Below are 16,917 nucleotides of genomic sequence, written 5' to 3' on the forward strand. Positions count from 1 at the left end.
TACAGGCTTTTTGAAATGGAAAATGAAAAAATATCTATTAGACATTTATCTACAAAAATAATGAATAAGGAAAAAATAAGTGTCAGTGATAAAAGTGCACTTGGAGAACTAACTAAATATTTAAAAAAAGAAAATAAAAATAGGTTATTAACAACTGAATTTAATGATATTGAGTTTCTAAAATTTATACAGTATCTATCTAAGGTTAAAACTACAAAACGCCGATATCAAATTTCTGTTGCAGTAAGACGCCTTATTGCTGAAGAATTTCACAACGGCGTTGTTTTCACTATATCACCCGACGAATGGCCTGTTCCGGAAAAACCGAGACCAACGCATTTTCAGCCACTAAGCTCAGAACAAATAGTCAAATTGGAAGAATTTCTAAGAGAAGAAATTGACGTTGCTTATAAGAAAGATGAAATTTTTCAGAGTGCCCGAAAATCAGGAGTGGTTAGCAACAAAATCGGCATCGACTTTTGGCACCGAGCTAACCCAGATCCTGAGTTACCTAGATTTACTGACTGGCATGAAAGCCTAAAAAATGCCATTGCTACAATATATTCTATTCATCCAAATTTTCCTAATAATGCATCAAATAAAGATTTGGCAGAAAATGGAAAATTTTATATTCCCAAAGACCTTACATATACAAATCTTACAACAACATTTAAAACCCTCGCAAAGAGAATGGTCATGCAAAACATTCCTGGGTACACTTCATTTGTATTAGAAGCCCCAGAACTAACATATACAAAATTAATATCATATATCTACCCGGATTTACGTGAACTGATCGCTATTAAAATAGCGATTTGCTTCGAAACTGGTTGGTCACCCGATATCACCGAACGAATAGATCCAGATGATTATATTTATGACCCAATTCCTATGGAAAATGACTGGGCATTTATTAAATCAACAAAAGCAAAGGGAGCTTCTGTAAATAAGAAAACAAGACTTCGCGAACAGAGATTGATGATTCATCCTAGTTCAAAAACTGATAAATACAGTGCGTATAATTTAATAAAATTACTAGTAAAAAGAACTTCGACATTACGAAAAGGACATTTATACGAGAAAGCAACTACAGATCTTGACGTTCACCCTGCATTCATAAGTTTAGTAGTAAATGCTGGTCTAAAATTTGTAGCGCATTACCCATGCCGTAAAGGTGTTAATAGAAGTTCAAGTAGCAAGTTCATTGAAAAAAGTATTGGGTATAAGTTGGATCTAAGACGACTCAGGCCAACTCGATTGTATCTAAATGAAAAAGAAAAAAAAGCTGCCGCTATTGCTTCAAGTCGCGCTATTTGGGCACTCAACATCTGCAATTACTGACGAGGTTTATAAAGACAACTCCCACTTCCAACAGCTAAGAAATGACAAACTAGCAATGGAATTAGATAGTATATTCGACAGTATTCGTGATGGTTCTTTCAAAGGAAAACTAGTTCCATTAAAACAAAGAACATGTATCAAAAAAAAAGATAATAAATATCTATACAAACCACAATGGCGAGTCACCATTAGCAATCTGTAATAACCCATACTACCCCACCTGGCACTTGTCTGATGGTGGACAAATTCCCAGATCAAATAAACCATGCAAACAATTTAACAAATGTCTTACGTGTCAACAATCATCCGTTACCAGTGACAACATTCCATTTGTAGTAGATAGATTCCTCTATTTAGATCAGAAACGACGCTCAATGCGAAGTGACCAGTTTGATTGCATGTATAGGGAAGAATATGAAGCAGCAAAAGAAGTCATCGAATCATGGCCTTATCAAGAAGATATTCAAGAAGCTGAGTTGAGAAACGCTGTTGATGGATACCTACTTCCACCTATTATTTCAGAGAGTGACTAATGAAACTAATAAACTTTGGCGAGATCAACATTGATAAAGACATTCAAATATCAGAAGAAATAAATTTCAAATATAATGTTTGGAGAATTCAATATTCACAATCAGAACATATATCACTAAACTTTGAAAAGTTTAGTGAAAATAATAATGTATCTAACTATAACGATTTGGTAATTTTAATAAAAATACTAACTTATTATGAATTCCCTAAATTATTCAATTTAAACATAACCAGTTGGTTGACAACAAATCATCGCCATTCATATTTTATTAATGTCGCTAAAAATTTTCTACTTGATTCTGGATTTACATCTAGAAAAATGCTTTCTAATATTACTTTAAGTCAATGTAAAGAGTATATTGAAGATTGTATTTCACTATTTAAAAAAAGAATACCAGGTTCAATAACAAAACTGGATAGTGCAATATATTTTTTTGACAGATGGAGTGAATTATCTCATAAAAAAAGGTTACCAAAAGAATTCAGATTTGAATACGATAAGTATGATATTTTAGATAAAGAAAAACGTGCTGAACTAAGAACTCTCAAAGATGAACAATGCGATCCATGGCAACCATTGGATGCAGACATTGTAAAATCCGTTTTCGATGAATCATTAAAGTATATACAAACTTTATCTCCAACAATTATTAAATGCTCCAATTTAGTAAAAGAAAAAGGACGACGAGACGATGGTTCTTCTTGGGGAACCATAAGAAAAGATGGTCGTACAAAACATATTTTTAAAGTACTCAAGAACATGAAAATTCCAGACATATATGATGGGGTTAAACTTTTCAATTTTAAACCTGTAACCAAAGAGGTTACTTCTTTAGGTTACGCCAGTGGTAAGCAAGATAGAACAACAATACCAACCAATGAAATACGGCCAGCAGTTATTAAACTAAAACGAAGTTGTATATTCATTATAGGGTTATTTACTGGCTTAAGACGTCGTGAGATTGCATCACTTAAGGCTAATCAAGCATATCAAAAAAATGATTGTTTATACTTAGATATTATACGTTTTAAACAAGCCGCAGATTCCGAACAAGAAGGTGAAGAAGATAGTATCCCTGTACCAAAAATTGTTGCAGATGCTATTGATGTATTAATTGAATTATTTGCCATCAGTCGAAAGACATTAAATAGTCAATATCTTTTAGTAACAGATATGCCTTCTAAAAAGAATTTTGAAAAAATAAAAATCGATACGATTACAAAAGACATTAGGAAAATAGTCGCTGATATAACTGATGTAACAGATGCTCATCCTCACCAACTACGAAAAACTATCGCATGGTTACTGATTTCAAGAAGTGAAAAAAACATTGATCTTATTCGTCAGCTCTTTGGTCATAAAAGTTACGGTATGACGCTTCGATATATAATGCGTAACGAATTAATGGTAGAGAGTGTAATCGAGTTGTTAGAACACAACTACACAGAAGATCTACAAGAAATATTCGAGGCTATCAATAATAATAATACAGCGGGAGATCTCTCAGATAAAATAAAAAAACGTATGGAAGAGCAAAATTATCCAGGTAGCATATTGGTAACCGATATTGAATCCTATGTGCGTGAATCACTAAAAGCTGGTATACCTTTGTTCGTATCGAGAGTCCCCATTGGTGGTTTCTGCATAAACGCAGGTAATGAAGATTCTATCCCACCATGTATGATGAAAACCAATTCAAAAAGACCATGCGTTGATTTCTGTAACTACAAAGTGTGTGATTACCTAATTTTTAATGATGAATCAATTTCTAATATTCACTCTCAAATTAACTACTACAAACAAAAGTTAAGCTATCTAGATGAATCAAGTAATGAAGGAGTAGTGACTTATTATCAAAAAGAAATTCTTGAACACGAAGAACTTCTTAAGAGATTAGAAAATAAGAAAAATAACCAGAATTTTAAACAGGCTCAATTATGAATTTAAAGGAAGAGGATGTAAAAAATGTAATTGATATCCTTATATCATCAGATTCTTTTAGTGTAAAAAAACTAGCTGAGTATCTTAAGGTTTCTCGGTCCTATTTATATAAAGAATTCCGACATCTACTACCTAAACCAGCAGGTATCACCAAAAAAAGAATAGAAAACGCTATTTTACGCATTAGACAACGGACAGGTCGCTCTCTCTTAACTATTTCGGAAGTAGCAAGAGAATCAGGAGTGAGTAGGCAAAGTATTTCTAGAGATTACAGTCATCTTTTATCTGTGAAAAAAGGTAAAAAACCTGTTGATATAATTCCTAATTCAACAACAGAATCAGAAGAAAAAATTAAATTTCTAGAAGATCAAATTTCTTCTCTTAAACAGAAAAATGAAGAATATGAAGAGAATATTAAGTTAAAGGTTTACTCCGATATGATGAAGCAAGATCTTGCTTCATTTACAGCCCAAAAGGACAAAGCAAATGCTATCAAGCTACAAAATCAAAATGATGAAATAATAGCCATTAATAAACAACAAATATCAGAACTAGCGGATCTACGATCGCAATTATCAGAATTAAAAAGAAAGTCTAAAACAATCATTCCTGGGTGTAATATTATTGCTCATATCAAACCAGATTATAGCAATATTTCATCAAAAATGGATTTAAAAACTTCAATGGAGATTTTCTTCGAAATGGAAGAAAAAAACATAAATGATGCCATTGATATCTGCTTCACTTCACAACCTAATTCAGTAATATTTTTTCAACCTTTCCTTAGTTGCAACTTTGAAAGTCTTAATATTACCTTATCAAAAGGTGATGTTATTCTTATTGAAAGTAACTTTCCTCTTGCCAAGCAATTCAAAAAATTTTTACTAAATATAAGCGAAATTCCTATCCATTCAATATCATGTAAAGGTCAAGAATTACAATTGGCAAATTTCTATTGTCGAAAAAATCACACCAATAAATTCAGCGAAGAGTTTATAGAAAAGTTATATAAACTAATATCTTATCCAGACCAGAATGATGGTTTTAAATCTGTAACGCTTGTAAAGCCTAGCCCTTCTATTTCGGCGGTAAAATAGCATGCTTATTGAACGAAAATTAATCACATACCTATATGAACGAATTGATTACTCTCATTATATTCTAAATTTAAAGATTAATGATAAGATAATATTGATGTCTGCTGTAAACGTATTTTTAAAAGAAAGAACATACAAAAGTTTGAAAACTAGTGAACGATATTCAAATATATTAAAACGTTTCTTTGATTTTATAATAAGCAATAATGCTAACATAACCCAAAATTTCTGGCGAGAAGTTACAGATAGCGATATTCGTGAATGGCAAGGATATATAATAAAAAATAGAGATAATAAAAATAAGAAAAGGCCAAAGGATGATACTGTATATTTAGATGCATGTATCGTTTTTGACTTCTATTCTTGGGCGGAAAGGAACCATTTCCCAGTTTTAATAAACTCAACAAGTGTTGACTGGAAATTTAACTTTCGAGATGAAAGCAAACTTTTATCAAGTAAAGGCATCCTATCAGGAAGTGTTCCAGATTATGCAAATATTGATATTCGTAATACACGAATCAAACAATTTAGAAATTCTAGTAGTAATAAGTCTGACACAATCATGGAATTTGAAAATATCAAAGCTTTAGTGAACTCATATAGTGATCCAGTTTATCCAGTTATGTTTCTTTTAGCACTAGCCACTGGAATGCGTGAACAGGGAGTATGCTCTTTCCCTTATATTGGAATCGGAGAAAATGATCATATTAGAACATATCCTGAAATAAAAAATTTAGTTCCCAAAGATCCCAAAGAAAAAACGCCCAAAACATTTCCTTTCACTACTATAGAAAAAGGGAATAAACAACGAACGCTACAAGTAAATATGTCTGCTTGGAAAGTAATATGTAAAATCTATTTACCACTTTATTACCGAAGAAAAAAATTATTTAAAAATAAATTTCCTAATAAAAATGTTGATGCTGTATTTTTCTTGAATAAAGCTGGTAAACCCGTAACACCAAAAATGGTGTCAGACGCAACTAACCGAGCAAAAAAGAAACTTAATGACCAGCACTTTCATTGGTCATTTCACAGTACAAGGGACTGGTATGCCACAATGTTTATTATCAAACACTTAACTCGAGAACAGATCAATGCAGCACATTATGATGCTGCTATTGAAGATGCATTACGCAAACAACTCGGGCACAGTGATATCAGAACAACATATATGCATTACATTCGTGTAGCTTCTCTTCTATTGGCAACACGTAATGGTGAATTAGATTTTTCGTTAGGGAACTCTGATGATTTTTGGAATAATATTGCTAAAACAATAGATAACTAGTTCTCTCATTGTCATTCAGCTTAATCCATAGCCAAGCTGCACACAACGCATAATAAGGAATAAATCGATGCACAAGGAAACCTTTAAAATTGCTCCTTTTAATCTTGATAATTTTAGATCGAAAGCAATACGGTTTGCGTCACTGATAACAGAAAAATCAGGGTATGATAAGTTCAAATCAAAAGAACGATATAATTTGCTCGCTCAATCATTGGGTTATAACGACCATGGAGCCCTCGTGAAGTTATCGCGTTCCAGAAAAATCAGTAACAATAATGCCGTTTTTAGCATTTTTGTTTATAAGAAATACAGAGAAAAAATCATTGATACTTTTTGCGCAAACCTTCCTTCGATCAATAGAAAGCATATCGAAGCAGCCGCTGAGGAGATGATTATTGACGAGCGACTAGAAATTTCAAATTTTTTAATCTGTACTCCCATGAGCCGAGAATCTTTTTTGAGATCTCTTAATCATGAACATTATGAAGAAGTGACTTGGAGTAACCTTGATTCTGACAAATACGTAGCTCCAATTTACTAACCACAGATTCTCATGATTTTGAAATATTTAATAAAAAGCCGTTAATTTTTGATGTATATCTTTCGAAAAAGCGGAACCAACTATAGGAGAATGTTCCGCCTTACCACTACATCAAATTGACATTAACGCCTACGAGATTTTTGATTTCGAAAAGCCGTTCTAAACTGTGATATTGTTTGTGCTTCTGAATCAGGATTTAAAGGAGTCAAACCAAGAAAACGTTGTCTTTTATGATGAGCAAGTACTCTATCAAGAGATTTCCCATCACGGTTACTTAAGAAAAACCGATCTTCCTTCCCTAAATCCAATGTTGTTCCCAAAAATTCTCGACCTAGTGAGATCCCCAAATTACCGGAATAGAATTTACATTCAGCAGTTAAGACCGTATGGTTTTTCTTTGGATGGACCATATTTCGTCGACAAAATTCGCCTTCAGAAGCATCAACAACTAAAACATCACATTCATGGACAACGCCGGCAAGTCCTTCAACATACACACCTACATGACCTTCAAAAATCAGGTCGTTGCCAAAATCGATCATCGCATGTGCATAATCATTAGCCTTCGAATAGATTCGCCCTGGAGATGATCTGAAAAATAATGTCTTAGGAGATTTTGTACCATTAACTGTTTGAAATGATATCGACGCTCCTTCTTGCCGAGCTGCTTCCAACACCAATGATAATGCATACACTTCAAAAGCATCATTTGCCGCACCAGAAGATGTTACTGGAACCCTGTTTTTCAAATGTTGGTTATACGCGTTTTCAAGATCTTTCAGTGTCGTCATCGCCATTCTCTAACATTCCTTTAAAGCCATCGTACGCTAATTGACTTTCAGTCAAATCCCCATTTATGCTAATCGCCTTTATTTCATGAAGAACCTCTTGAGATACTTCATCATTATCTGATGGCACAAACTTTATTGATTCAATAGTTGAATCAAACTTCAATAGATTTCCCAGTGCAGAATGCCGTATTTTAGGTACATCTAAAAAAGCAACTTCGATAGATTTTAGGAGGACACCAACTTTCTCATCATGAGTAAAAGGTCTACTAGTTTCATATTTTTGACGTTTCCTCTTTTCCGGCGCAGGTAACTGATCGGAAGGTACTAATTTAAAGAAGCTACTGTCAGTATCAGCTTCCTGAGCCTTCATTGATATACCTTGAGAAAAAGTATCTTCAATTTCGTCAGCTATCCAAGATGTGCCTGAGCGCTGCCTCAAGACAATTAAAAAATCTTCTATTTTTTCCATCTATAACAACTCATTTCCACTAAAACAAAAATCTTCAATAAGGCTCTCATCAACCACCAACCATACGCTGCGTACTATGCGTCAACGCAGTCTCGAATGCTGTATCAGAAGCAAATAGCTTGTAAAACTCCATGTCTTCTTTCCGGCGGCGAAGCATGACTTCCTTAAGTATTTTTTTATACACCAGCTCTCGGTTGACCGGGTCTGGGTTATTTTTGTATTTCGATTCAAAATCCGGGTGTTGACGAACACTCTCGGCAATCTTGATAAACTTGATACGTTGTTCTTCTGGCGTGGCGCTCCACCCTTGGAACCAGCGCTCGTTAAAGGTACGGATGATTTCATCAAGCTCATCAGTTTCAGAGTCACCCCCATGAGCACTTCTAGGGTTAGGGTTTTGAGGGTCAACTGGTGTTTCGTCAGGATTTAGATGAATAGAATGATTGAGCTTAACTCTCTGCAACCCATATGAACTCAAATCAACCGACTCTAAAAGCTTATCGAAAGCATCTGCATCTGAGTCATCTACCTTCAGTTTTGGAATCAGAAACTTAAGGAACCAAAATAGTTTTTCCCATTCGACAATTTCATATGGCATGATTGACGCCATCTGACCGTAAATTTTTACGAACTGTTTGGCTTTAATCTTGAAATCAACCTGTTCTTCTGGCTCTAGACCAAGCTCATCATCGAATCGAGCTACTGCGGTATCAATGATGGGGCTTAACGTTTGTGCATCTTCGTTATTAAAATAGCGAGAGACAAAATCTTCAACTTCATACCATTCATATACACCAACATCATCTAGGTCATCTTTCAACTCATGCAGGACATTAATATCAGTCGCTTGAGAGAGAGATGTGGCGGTATAGAAAGGATCAAATGATGCTTGTATATCTTCTACTGCGTTAAAGAAGTCCAGGACAAACAAATCTTCCGTTTTCTTACCCCATTTAGGCGCACTGCGGTTGAGTCGAGATAATGTTTGAACACACAGAACACCTGCAAGTTTTTTGTCTACATACATAGAGCAAAGCTTTGGTTGATCAAACCCTGTAAGGTATTTGTTTGCCACGACTAATAAGCGATGTTCATCCGTATCAAATTTGTCTTTCGTTTCCGTTTCTGCGAAGCCGTTAATATCAGCTTCAGTGTATTCAATACCATCAACAGTTTTTGAACCAGAAAAAGCAATCAGAACTTTGAAAGGGTTACCTGACTCTTCAAGAATACGGCGAATAGCTCGGTAATAACGTATAGCAGTCTCAATGTTCTGAGTAACAACCATACCTTTACCCTTGCCTTTTAACTTCTTAGCGTTAACGACTGAAGGTATAAAGTGCTCCAGCATGATTTCAGCTTTCGTATCGATCGTCTGTTGACTGCGCTCAACAAAAGCCCTCAGTTTCTTCTGAGCTTTCTTGGTATCAAACTCAGGGTTTTCAGCTATCGACTTTTCAATCTCGTAATAGCTTCTGTAAGTCGTATAGTTGGCTAGCACATCTAGAATGAAACCTTCTTCAATCGCCTGCTTCATCGAATAAAGGTGAAATGGCTTAAACGTGCCATCCGGTTGCTGCTGACCAAATTTCTCCAAGGTTGTATTTTTAGGTGTTGCAGTGAAAGCAAGATACGAGGCATTACCACGCATTTTGCGTGATTTCATCGCCTGTAGAATTTTATCTTGTGCGTCTTCTTCCGCTTCAACGTCTTGTTTACCCATTGCCCGGTTCATATTGTCATGCGCAGAGCCAGACTGGGAGCTATGTGCTTCATCAATGATCACCGCGAAACGTTTATCACTGAGATCTTCAATCCCATCGATAATAAAAGGGAATTTTTGAATAGTGGTGATAATTATTTTTTTACCACCCTCTAATGCGCGTTTAAGCTCCGAAGAGGTAAGAGCTGGCGCAATAATGTTTTTGACCTCGGAGAACTCTTTGATGTTATCTCTCAACTGTTTATCAAGTAAACGACGGTCCGTTACAACGATAACAGAGTCAAACAATGGTTGTTCCATTCCCTTACCGCCAGAAACTTCATTAGTTTCCGGATAAGTTTCTATCAGTTGATATGCAGCCCAGGTGATAGAGTTTGATTTCCCAGACCCTGCGGAATGTTGAATCAAGTATGTATGACCAACACCATAAGTGGAAGCATGAGCAATCAATCTACGTACAACATCAAGCTGATGGTAACGCGGGAAGAATAAGGTACGTTTCGCCAATGGAGTTTTGCTACCGCCGTCAAGACGTACAAAGTGTTGAATAATGTTAGCGATGCTACTTTTGGTAAAGACTTCTTCCCATAGATATGCCGTTCGATGACCGTTAGGGTTTGGCGGGTTCCCTTTACCATGGTTATAACCTTTATTGAAAGGCAGGAAGAAAGTATTTTTCCCAGCTAATTTGGTGGTCATATACACTTCATCAGTATCGGCTGTCATATGGACCAAACAACGACCAAACGTGAGAAGTGGCTGAGTAGTATCTCTGTCTTCACGGTACTGTTTTTGACCATGGTAACGAGCTGTTTGCCCAGTCCACGCATTTTTCAACTCAAGAGTGACAATTGGGATACCGTTGATAAACAGCACCATATCTATTTCTTGCAGTGGATTGGCTAATGAGTAACGAAGCTGACGTGTACAACTGAAAATATTAGCTGCAAAATTTTGTTTTACCTTGTCACTACTGCTTGCTAAAGGTGCCGGATACATGAGATTTAAATGAGCATCATCAACTTTCAGTCCCTTTTTAAGCAGATGCAACACTCCATGTTTTTTGATCAGACGGTCGTAACGCTCTAAAATCTTACGTTGCCAATCACCCGGATTGTTCTTCTTCAATTTAGCCAGTTCTTGTTCCTGAGAGTCTTCAAGAAACTGCCAAAAGAAACGAGCATCCAATGCATACTGCATATTGAAATCAGAAGGGAAGCCAGATAGATAACCGCAATGTTGCATACCATAAGGCGTAATAGGATCATCAGAAATACCTATCTTTTGATCTTCAAGACAATGGCCAGTGAGTGCTTTTTCAATACTAGCCTCTAACGCCTGCTCGTTAGTATTACTGACCATCGGTTACTCCTCGTGTATAATGTGTTTCCAACAATGTCAACATGTTCTGTTGATGTTTTTCTATTTCGTTGGCAGACCATTGGTTATCTGATTGCGTGTATGTTTCAAAAATATCTTTCAGCTTCAACGCGTCATAACGTGGCTTAGAATCGAAATCCGCTTTTTTCTTTGCTACCGTTTGGTTGCTGTATGACGAGTTTTCTCCCGGGCTTAGAAGCACTAAATTACCAAAAGCATTCAATGGACTCCTTTCAAGCTGATGATGATACTCTTCATTTTGAGGGTGAACGTGCTCAACCGAGTTTTTCGAAGTAATCCGATAACGTTTTAACTTATCATCATTGGCTTTATCACCGTTTTTCCAGAGCAAGTATTCCAGCTTCTGAAACCAATAATGTTCGAATCGAGTTCCCAAAGAGCTTTTAAGATATATGGCTTGTTCTTCCCAAGGAATTGTTTGTGGCGATATCCCTGATGCAAGTTTAAAACTGGCTTCTTTTTGCGTTTCACGGGTAAGCGACATTTGATTATCGATGCGTTCCAGCAGCGTAACCACGTCTTCGTCTTTCGCTTTCGGCTCCGCAACCAACCGACTTAGAAACGCTGTCAACCAATACTGGGCTGAGCGATCACCGGTAAAGTTACGTACCGCTTGCAACTGTGCCAATAAACCAAGTTCTTTGGCTTTACGGTTGATATAGGCTTTATTCTTACTGATCGAGGTTAAACGTAGCTGGGCATCTTCTCTGTCATCATGCTCAACCCATTTTACAACCCAGGTATCGAACTGATAACGAACCTGCCATAACAACTCTATAAACGATTTAATGGTTCGTTCATCTTGTTGTAGTAGCCGTTCAAAACACAACATCAGATTGCTAGCACGAATACGGGGGACAAGATCATCCCACAATTTCTGGGTACAAAAAATTCTGAGCGTATGAATCAACAGCAATTCAAAACTTATAATTGAACGGCAATAAACGGTCTCATCATCAAAATCATCGCTTTGATTTTCAGGTTGTTCAGGTTCAATATCAAAGTCCAACGATCCTGATGCTATCTCTGCAATTGACTTACCAACTCGTTGAACACTATTACTAGAACTGGCTAGAGGAAATCTCTCTGCCTGATAATTGGCAAGATCTGCATACTCCAGTTTTTGCCAGTCGGCACTTTTGAATATCTGTCTGAGATTGCGCTCAAAATAGTTATCGGTATGTTCGCAGGCTTGCCAAATACTGCTGTATATAGCTTTGTCAGTTGGAGTTTTAATGTGCTTGAACAGCTTGGCCTTCAATAAATCGACTGGTTCTAGCTGTATGCCACCAGTATTTAAGCTCGAAAACAAGCGATTAAGATCCATAGATGCTGGAACAATATTATTTACCCACTGCACTTGGTTAAAAATGTAGTCAGCAAAACCATGAATATCGAAGTCTGATTGCTCGGCCAACTTATCGACTTGCTGCTTCAAAATCGTAAGGTTAGCTTCCAGATGTACTAAATACTCATCCTTACGAATATCTTCTTCACCGGGTTTCGTAATTTTGTCCAGTCCCGCGTAGCTGCCAAGCAAGTTACGCACTGACTCTCTGATTTCGAACGTTAACCTTGGATTTTCACCTTTGATACTCACATGAGCCAGCTGAGTCTCGATACCTACTGCCTTGAAGGCAAGTGATAACAACATCAATGTTGTGGTTCTTTGCTGCCCATCGATCAGTTCATATTCGCTTTTATCACCATTTAACGCACTCAAGACGCTACCGATAAAGTAATGAGGCTCTTTAGCTAAATAAGCATCGCGAATGTCGTCAAATAACTTAATCACTTCTTCTTCACGCCAAACGTAAGGGCGCTGGTAGCAAGGAATAACGAAGCCCAAATCCTTTGTCGCTATGGTTTGTAATGAAAGCAGCTCTGTTTCAACCTTTGAACTCATGCCGCCTCCGTCATTTCAGTGATATTACGGGTTAATAAGTTAGCAAATGAAGACGCGTACTGTTCTGCTGACAGCCCCAGCTGGAAATGCTTAGTCACTTCTGCAATAAAGCGTTTCTTAACACTATTGGTATCGAATTCTAAATTGCTAGGATCGACGACCAAATCAAACGCATCAAAAAAGGCAAAGCACTGCTTAGGCGTATAGCTCAAAGCAATCCAGTCCAAAACGGGATAGTCCTTCACAAAACTTGAAATTGAATTTTCTCTTACCGCTTTCTGATTACTCACTCTGCGGGAGTAAACGACTCTGAATAATTTTTTTCGCTGCCAACTCTAACTGGTATTCTCCAAACTGGCTGATGTACATCATCAGGCACGCTTCATAGAGACCTTGTAAATAGCCACAGCCTTCTAACCCTTTAAGCCAGCAAATAAAGTGGTTGTAACCTTCTTGATGGGGCAACGTCGGGTTAACCCAGTATTGCTGATATAGGTTTTGGAAATACGCCAGGTAACGAATAGTGTTGATACCCGCATTAAGCGGCTGCCTGACTTCATACCCCTGTTGTGCGGCTTGTTGGACAACGTCGCCACCAATCCCAGTTAACCGCAGTACTTGACCATAAGCAATGTCACCACCTTCGGTTGTTTGTTCACCAAGTTCGGAGACAATTTGATCCCTCACCACTTTTGTCTGCTGATGTGGTGCGAGTTCTCTCATATTCAGCTGTTGCCAATAACGCCCTTTTAAAAGGGATTTGACTGAGTTGTCTAATTTACCCAACCCTTCCCATTGGAGCGCAAATCTTGATTGATGAACCTTCGGAACGGCTCTTAAGTGATGAGCTTTGATAATATCAGGGCCACCAAGTCTCACGCCGCCAGTGTTCTGCGTTTCAAAAAAGCGGTACGCATCATCCTCTGATTCAGTGACCACCAATGAAAACTGAATACGCTCAAAATTGATAAGCTTCGCCCACTTGGATTTACGATCTGCTAACCAATCAAGATTTGTCTTAATTTGTTGTTGGCTAAGGGGAGATTCAAAACGTAGATCAAGCAGTTGGTGCTGTTGAGATAGAAAACTGAATAGCGCTAACGTAGTAATACGCTGTTGACCATCGATAATTTTCAGCTGTTGTTCATCGTGGTGAAGAATAAGACTACCCAAATAATACGGTAGCTCACTATTCTTATGAAAATGTTCTCTTAAATCTTCTAACAGGCTATCAATTTGCTGACTTTCCCAGCAATAAGGGCGCTGGTATTCAGGGATGACTAACGTTCCAGTAAGTGGCTTGCCATTACTCGCCTGTATTTTTTGGCCTTCAAAAAGTTGTTGTGCTGAACAAGTTGCGACACTTACCGTCATTTCACATCCTTATGTTTTAATCTTTCAGAAGCTTGCAGAAGTGATGCCTTAAGTGCCTTTTCCAGTTTAACCATATGCTCAAGATGCCAGGTAATATGATCATGCCAAATGTCTTTGTTAAAGCCTTCCACTTTACAGGAGAACTGGATTCGAGATTGTTTCTTGTCATCTAGACGAAGCCACTCAAGAGGTTCTCCAAATGCAGAATCAATCTGATCTTTTTGTTCGAACAATTGATCAAATAACCATTTGTTTTCTTCACCGTTGCTACGACTTAACCACAACTCAACACGAAGTTCCTTTTGATTAAAAATCAGGCTGAACGGGCAACCGGTTACACCGGAACCAGCGCAGAGCCAGTGATCTTTGGTTGTGCTGATATTGTCATACAGGTTGCAATCACTCTTTTGAAACACTTCTAAAGCCTTTTCCCAATACTCTCGCCTTACCGAGTGACGATTCTTCAAAACCACTTCTGTGGTTTTTTCTTCCGCTTCTTTGGCATTGATGCCAATCATCAGCTCTTTAGCTTCTGGGGTAGGAATGATTTGGTCGATATTGATAAGAAGCTGCTCATCAAGGGCATAAGGGGTAACTTTAAAGCACTGGATGCTTAGCCCTTGCCCAAGCAACCACAACGCAGTACTGGTCACCTCTTTACGGAAATTGGCTGCCACTAACATCAGGCGCTGGCTGTTGCCGAGGTTAAGTTTAATTTCATCCAAATCTGGGGCATCTAAGAATTCACAGATACGCTGCACTGCGTTTTGTGGCTGGTTTAATAAATCACGTTCACCTTGCAGCGGTTCATACCGGTCCAAATACTGCTGATAAATATCAACAATCTGCCCCTTAGTCAGGCTGGCACAGTAAGAAGCGTACTTAAGTGCCTGCCAAACCACATCACGACCGGAGTCATCAAGTTTGTTCTCGATAATGACCAGATTGCCATCTTTATCCAGAGCCAATAAGTCAAGGCGTTCACGGGTATCATCAAAGCCATCGAACTCTTTTTGAATAATAAGGAGTTCTTCCCCTAATGCATCCGGCTGATGGGCCAACCACTCCTGAAGATGTTTGCGCTCAGAGAAGCCTAGCTCACTGAACTTCTTAGTTTTTACCGGACTGATGCGATTAGTTTGATGATTGACCGTAAACATAGCGCCTCCTTTAGTCTTCTACCATTTCAGGCGTTATTTTGATTTTTCCGGTAACTACAGAATTAATTAAAGAAGTTTTAAACTCTGTAAGCTTAACTATCTGCTCATCCTGAACTTTGACTGCTTCATCAATAAGTTTTGTTTGTTCATCTAAATAAGAAATAATTTCATTCTGTTCATCTATAGGTGGATATCCTATCTTCATGGCAAACAGCATATGACCATAGAAACGCAATCGAGAAGAGTGAAGACCAGTAGAAACTTTGTTGTAGTACTCAACATATTTGGTACTTTTTAGTAGGTACTCCAAATAAACCGGATTGAAAGTATCTTTCACTTTTTGTCTATAAACACCATACGATGGGCTAACGATACCTACTTGATTAGATACGCCCAAAGCTCCCATCCATGCCCACATAATATTAATAACTAAATCATTTTCTCTGCATAGCTTGGAGCCTGAGTAATCTTCGGCCATAAACATGTTTACATTTTTTTCAGAACGCGGGGTTACGCCTGTCATATGAGAAACCGACAATAACTCTTCATCACCAGTTTTCGAGCGTTCATCAACTTCATCGAAAATATACTTAGCCCGTTTTACTTCCCAGTGTTCGGGAATCACACCAATCCAATCTATACCCGAATCTCTCATTGATAGGTTTTGATAAATACCTTCCGTAACGGCATTCTGAATGACAATCTTTTTCTGCTCTTTTAAAAGGCACACTTGTTTTTCTTTGATAGCAATAGCTTTATCAAGTAGCTTTATTTTTCTATCTAAGTATTTAACTATTAGCTCTTGCTCTTTTTCATCTGCAAACCAAACTTTTGTACCCTTCAAAATATTCTGCGTTATACTGAATACTTTGACACCTTTTACAGCTCTGCGAACTTGTAGTCGAAAAGCCATCGATTCTAGAACATAAGCCAAATACCTTTCATTTAGCTCCATTTTCAAACGAGCTATTAACGTATGGTACCCAGCAAAAACTTGAGCATCTGCTTTTAGATAAGTGAAATTTCCTGAACCATCAAAATCCTCAGAAGTATCTGCAAAGATAAAATCCCCACGTTTCAGTAGAGACTTTTCATTTTTATGTAAATACTCCTCATCCACACATTTTAATGAATGAACACTGGGATCAAGTTCAAATCCATACTTGGAATGTATCTCCCCATAATTTATGCAAGAAATACCATCATCCTGTAGATTTTCTTTTGTTATATTTAGCCCTTTGCCAAATTTAAAAACGTCATGAAAACGAGCGATATTCCAATGCGATGGTATTGCCCCAAGCGTGTCAACTCCAGAACACTTAAAAGATTCATATTTAGGCATTTCAG

General features: G+C 37.4%; 10 protein-coding genes and 2 pseudogenes. 5 read left to right on the top strand and 7 right to left on the bottom strand.

The features are described from left to right. The first annotated feature begins 15 nt into the window (after positions 1-15). The 5 genes and pseudogenes from KW548_13435 (at position 16) to KW548_13455 (ending at position 6,746) form a co-directional block, all read left to right on the top strand. A pseudogene (locus KW548_13435) lies at positions 16-1,874 on the top strand (hypothetical protein). Further along, positions 1,874-3,817, top strand: coding sequence for a tyrosine-type recombinase/integrase (locus KW548_13440; protein QXX06109.1), 1,944 nt, complete (start codon positions 1,874-1,876; stop codon positions 3,815-3,817). Before KW548_13435 ends, KW548_13440 begins: the two are co-directional and overlap by 1 nt. Further along, positions 3,814-4,914, top strand: a complete 1,101-nt coding sequence (locus KW548_13445) for an AraC family transcriptional regulator (GenBank protein QXX06110.1) — start codon at positions 3,814-3,816, stop codon at positions 4,912-4,914. Before KW548_13440 ends, KW548_13445 begins: the two co-directional genes overlap by 4 nt. Position 4,915: 1 nt before the next feature. Beyond that, a complete protein-coding gene (locus tag KW548_13450) occupies positions 4,916-6,205 on the top strand; it encodes a site-specific integrase (GenBank protein ID QXX06111.1) in 1,290 nt (429 codons plus the stop codon). Positions 6,206-6,272: 67 nt separating this feature from the next. After that, the gene (locus tag KW548_13455) at positions 6,273-6,746 is read left to right on the top strand and encodes a hypothetical protein (GenBank protein ID QXX06112.1); all 474 of its coding nucleotides are present in this window, start codon (positions 6,273-6,275) and stop codon (positions 6,744-6,746) included. A gap of 122 nt (positions 6,747-6,868) precedes the next feature. Here the strand turns inward: KW548_13455 and KW548_13460 are convergent, their stop codons facing one another. From KW548_13460 to KW548_13490, 7 genes and pseudogenes are all read right to left on the bottom strand, one after another. Then, a complete protein-coding gene (locus KW548_13460; GenBank protein ID QXX06113.1) occupies positions 6,869-7,543 on the bottom strand; it encodes a hypothetical protein in 675 nt (224 codons plus the stop codon). Next, positions 7,515-8,006, bottom strand: coding sequence for a hypothetical protein (locus KW548_13465; GenBank protein ID QXX06114.1), 492 nt, complete (start codon positions 8,004-8,006; stop codon positions 7,515-7,517). Before KW548_13465 ends, KW548_13460 begins: the two co-directional genes overlap by 29 nt. A 49-nt stretch (positions 8,007-8,055) precedes the next feature. Next, positions 8,056-11,091 (bottom strand): type I restriction endonuclease subunit R, encoded by a 3,036-nt coding sequence (locus KW548_13470; GenBank protein QXX06115.1) that lies wholly within the window; start codon positions 11,089-11,091, stop codon positions 8,056-8,058. Further along, positions 11,081-13,036: a DUF262 domain-containing HNH endonuclease family protein gene (locus KW548_13475; protein QXX06116.1), complete on the bottom strand. Its 1,956-nt coding sequence runs from the start codon at positions 13,034-13,036 to the stop codon at positions 11,081-11,083. Before KW548_13475 ends, KW548_13470 begins: the two co-directional genes overlap by 11 nt. Then, positions 13,033-14,410: pseudogene (locus KW548_13480) on the bottom strand (DUF262 domain-containing protein). Before KW548_13480 ends, KW548_13475 begins: the two are co-directional and overlap by 4 nt. Further along, a complete protein-coding gene (locus KW548_13485; protein ID QXX06117.1) occupies positions 14,407-15,570 on the bottom strand; it encodes a DUF4268 domain-containing protein in 1,164 nt (387 codons plus the stop codon). The pseudogene KW548_13480 and the gene KW548_13485 overlap by 4 nt, the downstream one beginning before the upstream one ends. 10 nt (positions 15,571-15,580) lie before the next feature. After that, positions 15,581-16,912 carry a restriction endonuclease subunit S gene (locus KW548_13490; GenBank protein QXX08071.1) on the bottom strand — a complete coding sequence of 444 codons (1,332 nt, stop codon included), beginning with the start codon at positions 16,910-16,912 and terminating at the stop codon, positions 15,581-15,583. Positions 16,913-16,917 lie beyond the last annotated feature (5 nt).

Source organism: Vibrio neptunius (genome assembly GCA_019339365.1).
Classification (GTDB): Bacteria; Pseudomonadota; Gammaproteobacteria; order Enterobacterales; family Vibrionaceae; genus Vibrio; species Vibrio neptunius.

Excerpts from the sequence above, each read along its gene's own strand:
- KW548_13490 (QXX08071.1), bottom strand. The coding sequence starts at position 16,912 with ATGCCTAAATATGAATCTTTTAAGTGTTCTGGAGTTGACACGCTTGGG.
- KW548_13485 (QXX06117.1), bottom strand. The coding sequence starts at position 15,570 with ATGTTTACGGTCAATCATCAAACTAATCGCATCAGTCCGGTAAAAACT.
- KW548_13475 (QXX06116.1), bottom strand. The coding sequence starts at position 13,036 with ATGAGTTCAAAGGTTGAAACAGAGCTGCTTTCATTACAAACCATAGCG.
- KW548_13450 (QXX06111.1), top strand. The coding sequence starts at position 4,916 with ATGCTTATTGAACGAAAATTAATCACATACCTATATGAACGAATTGAT.
- KW548_13460 (QXX06113.1), bottom strand. The coding sequence starts at position 7,543 with ATGGCGATGACGACACTGAAAGATCTTGAAAACGCGTATAACCAACAT.
- KW548_13445 (QXX06110.1), top strand. The coding sequence starts at position 3,814 with ATGAATTTAAAGGAAGAGGATGTAAAAAATGTAATTGATATCCTTATA.
- KW548_13470 (QXX06115.1), bottom strand. The coding sequence starts at position 11,091 with ATGGTCAGTAATACTAACGAGCAGGCGTTAGAGGCTAGTATTGAAAAA.
- KW548_13440 (QXX06109.1), top strand. The coding sequence starts at position 1,874 with ATGAAACTAATAAACTTTGGCGAGATCAACATTGATAAAGACATTCAA.
- KW548_13455 (QXX06112.1), top strand. The coding sequence starts at position 6,273 with ATGCACAAGGAAACCTTTAAAATTGCTCCTTTTAATCTTGATAATTTT.
- KW548_13465 (QXX06114.1), bottom strand. The coding sequence starts at position 8,006 with ATGGAAAAAATAGAAGATTTTTTAATTGTCTTGAGGCAGCGCTCAGGC.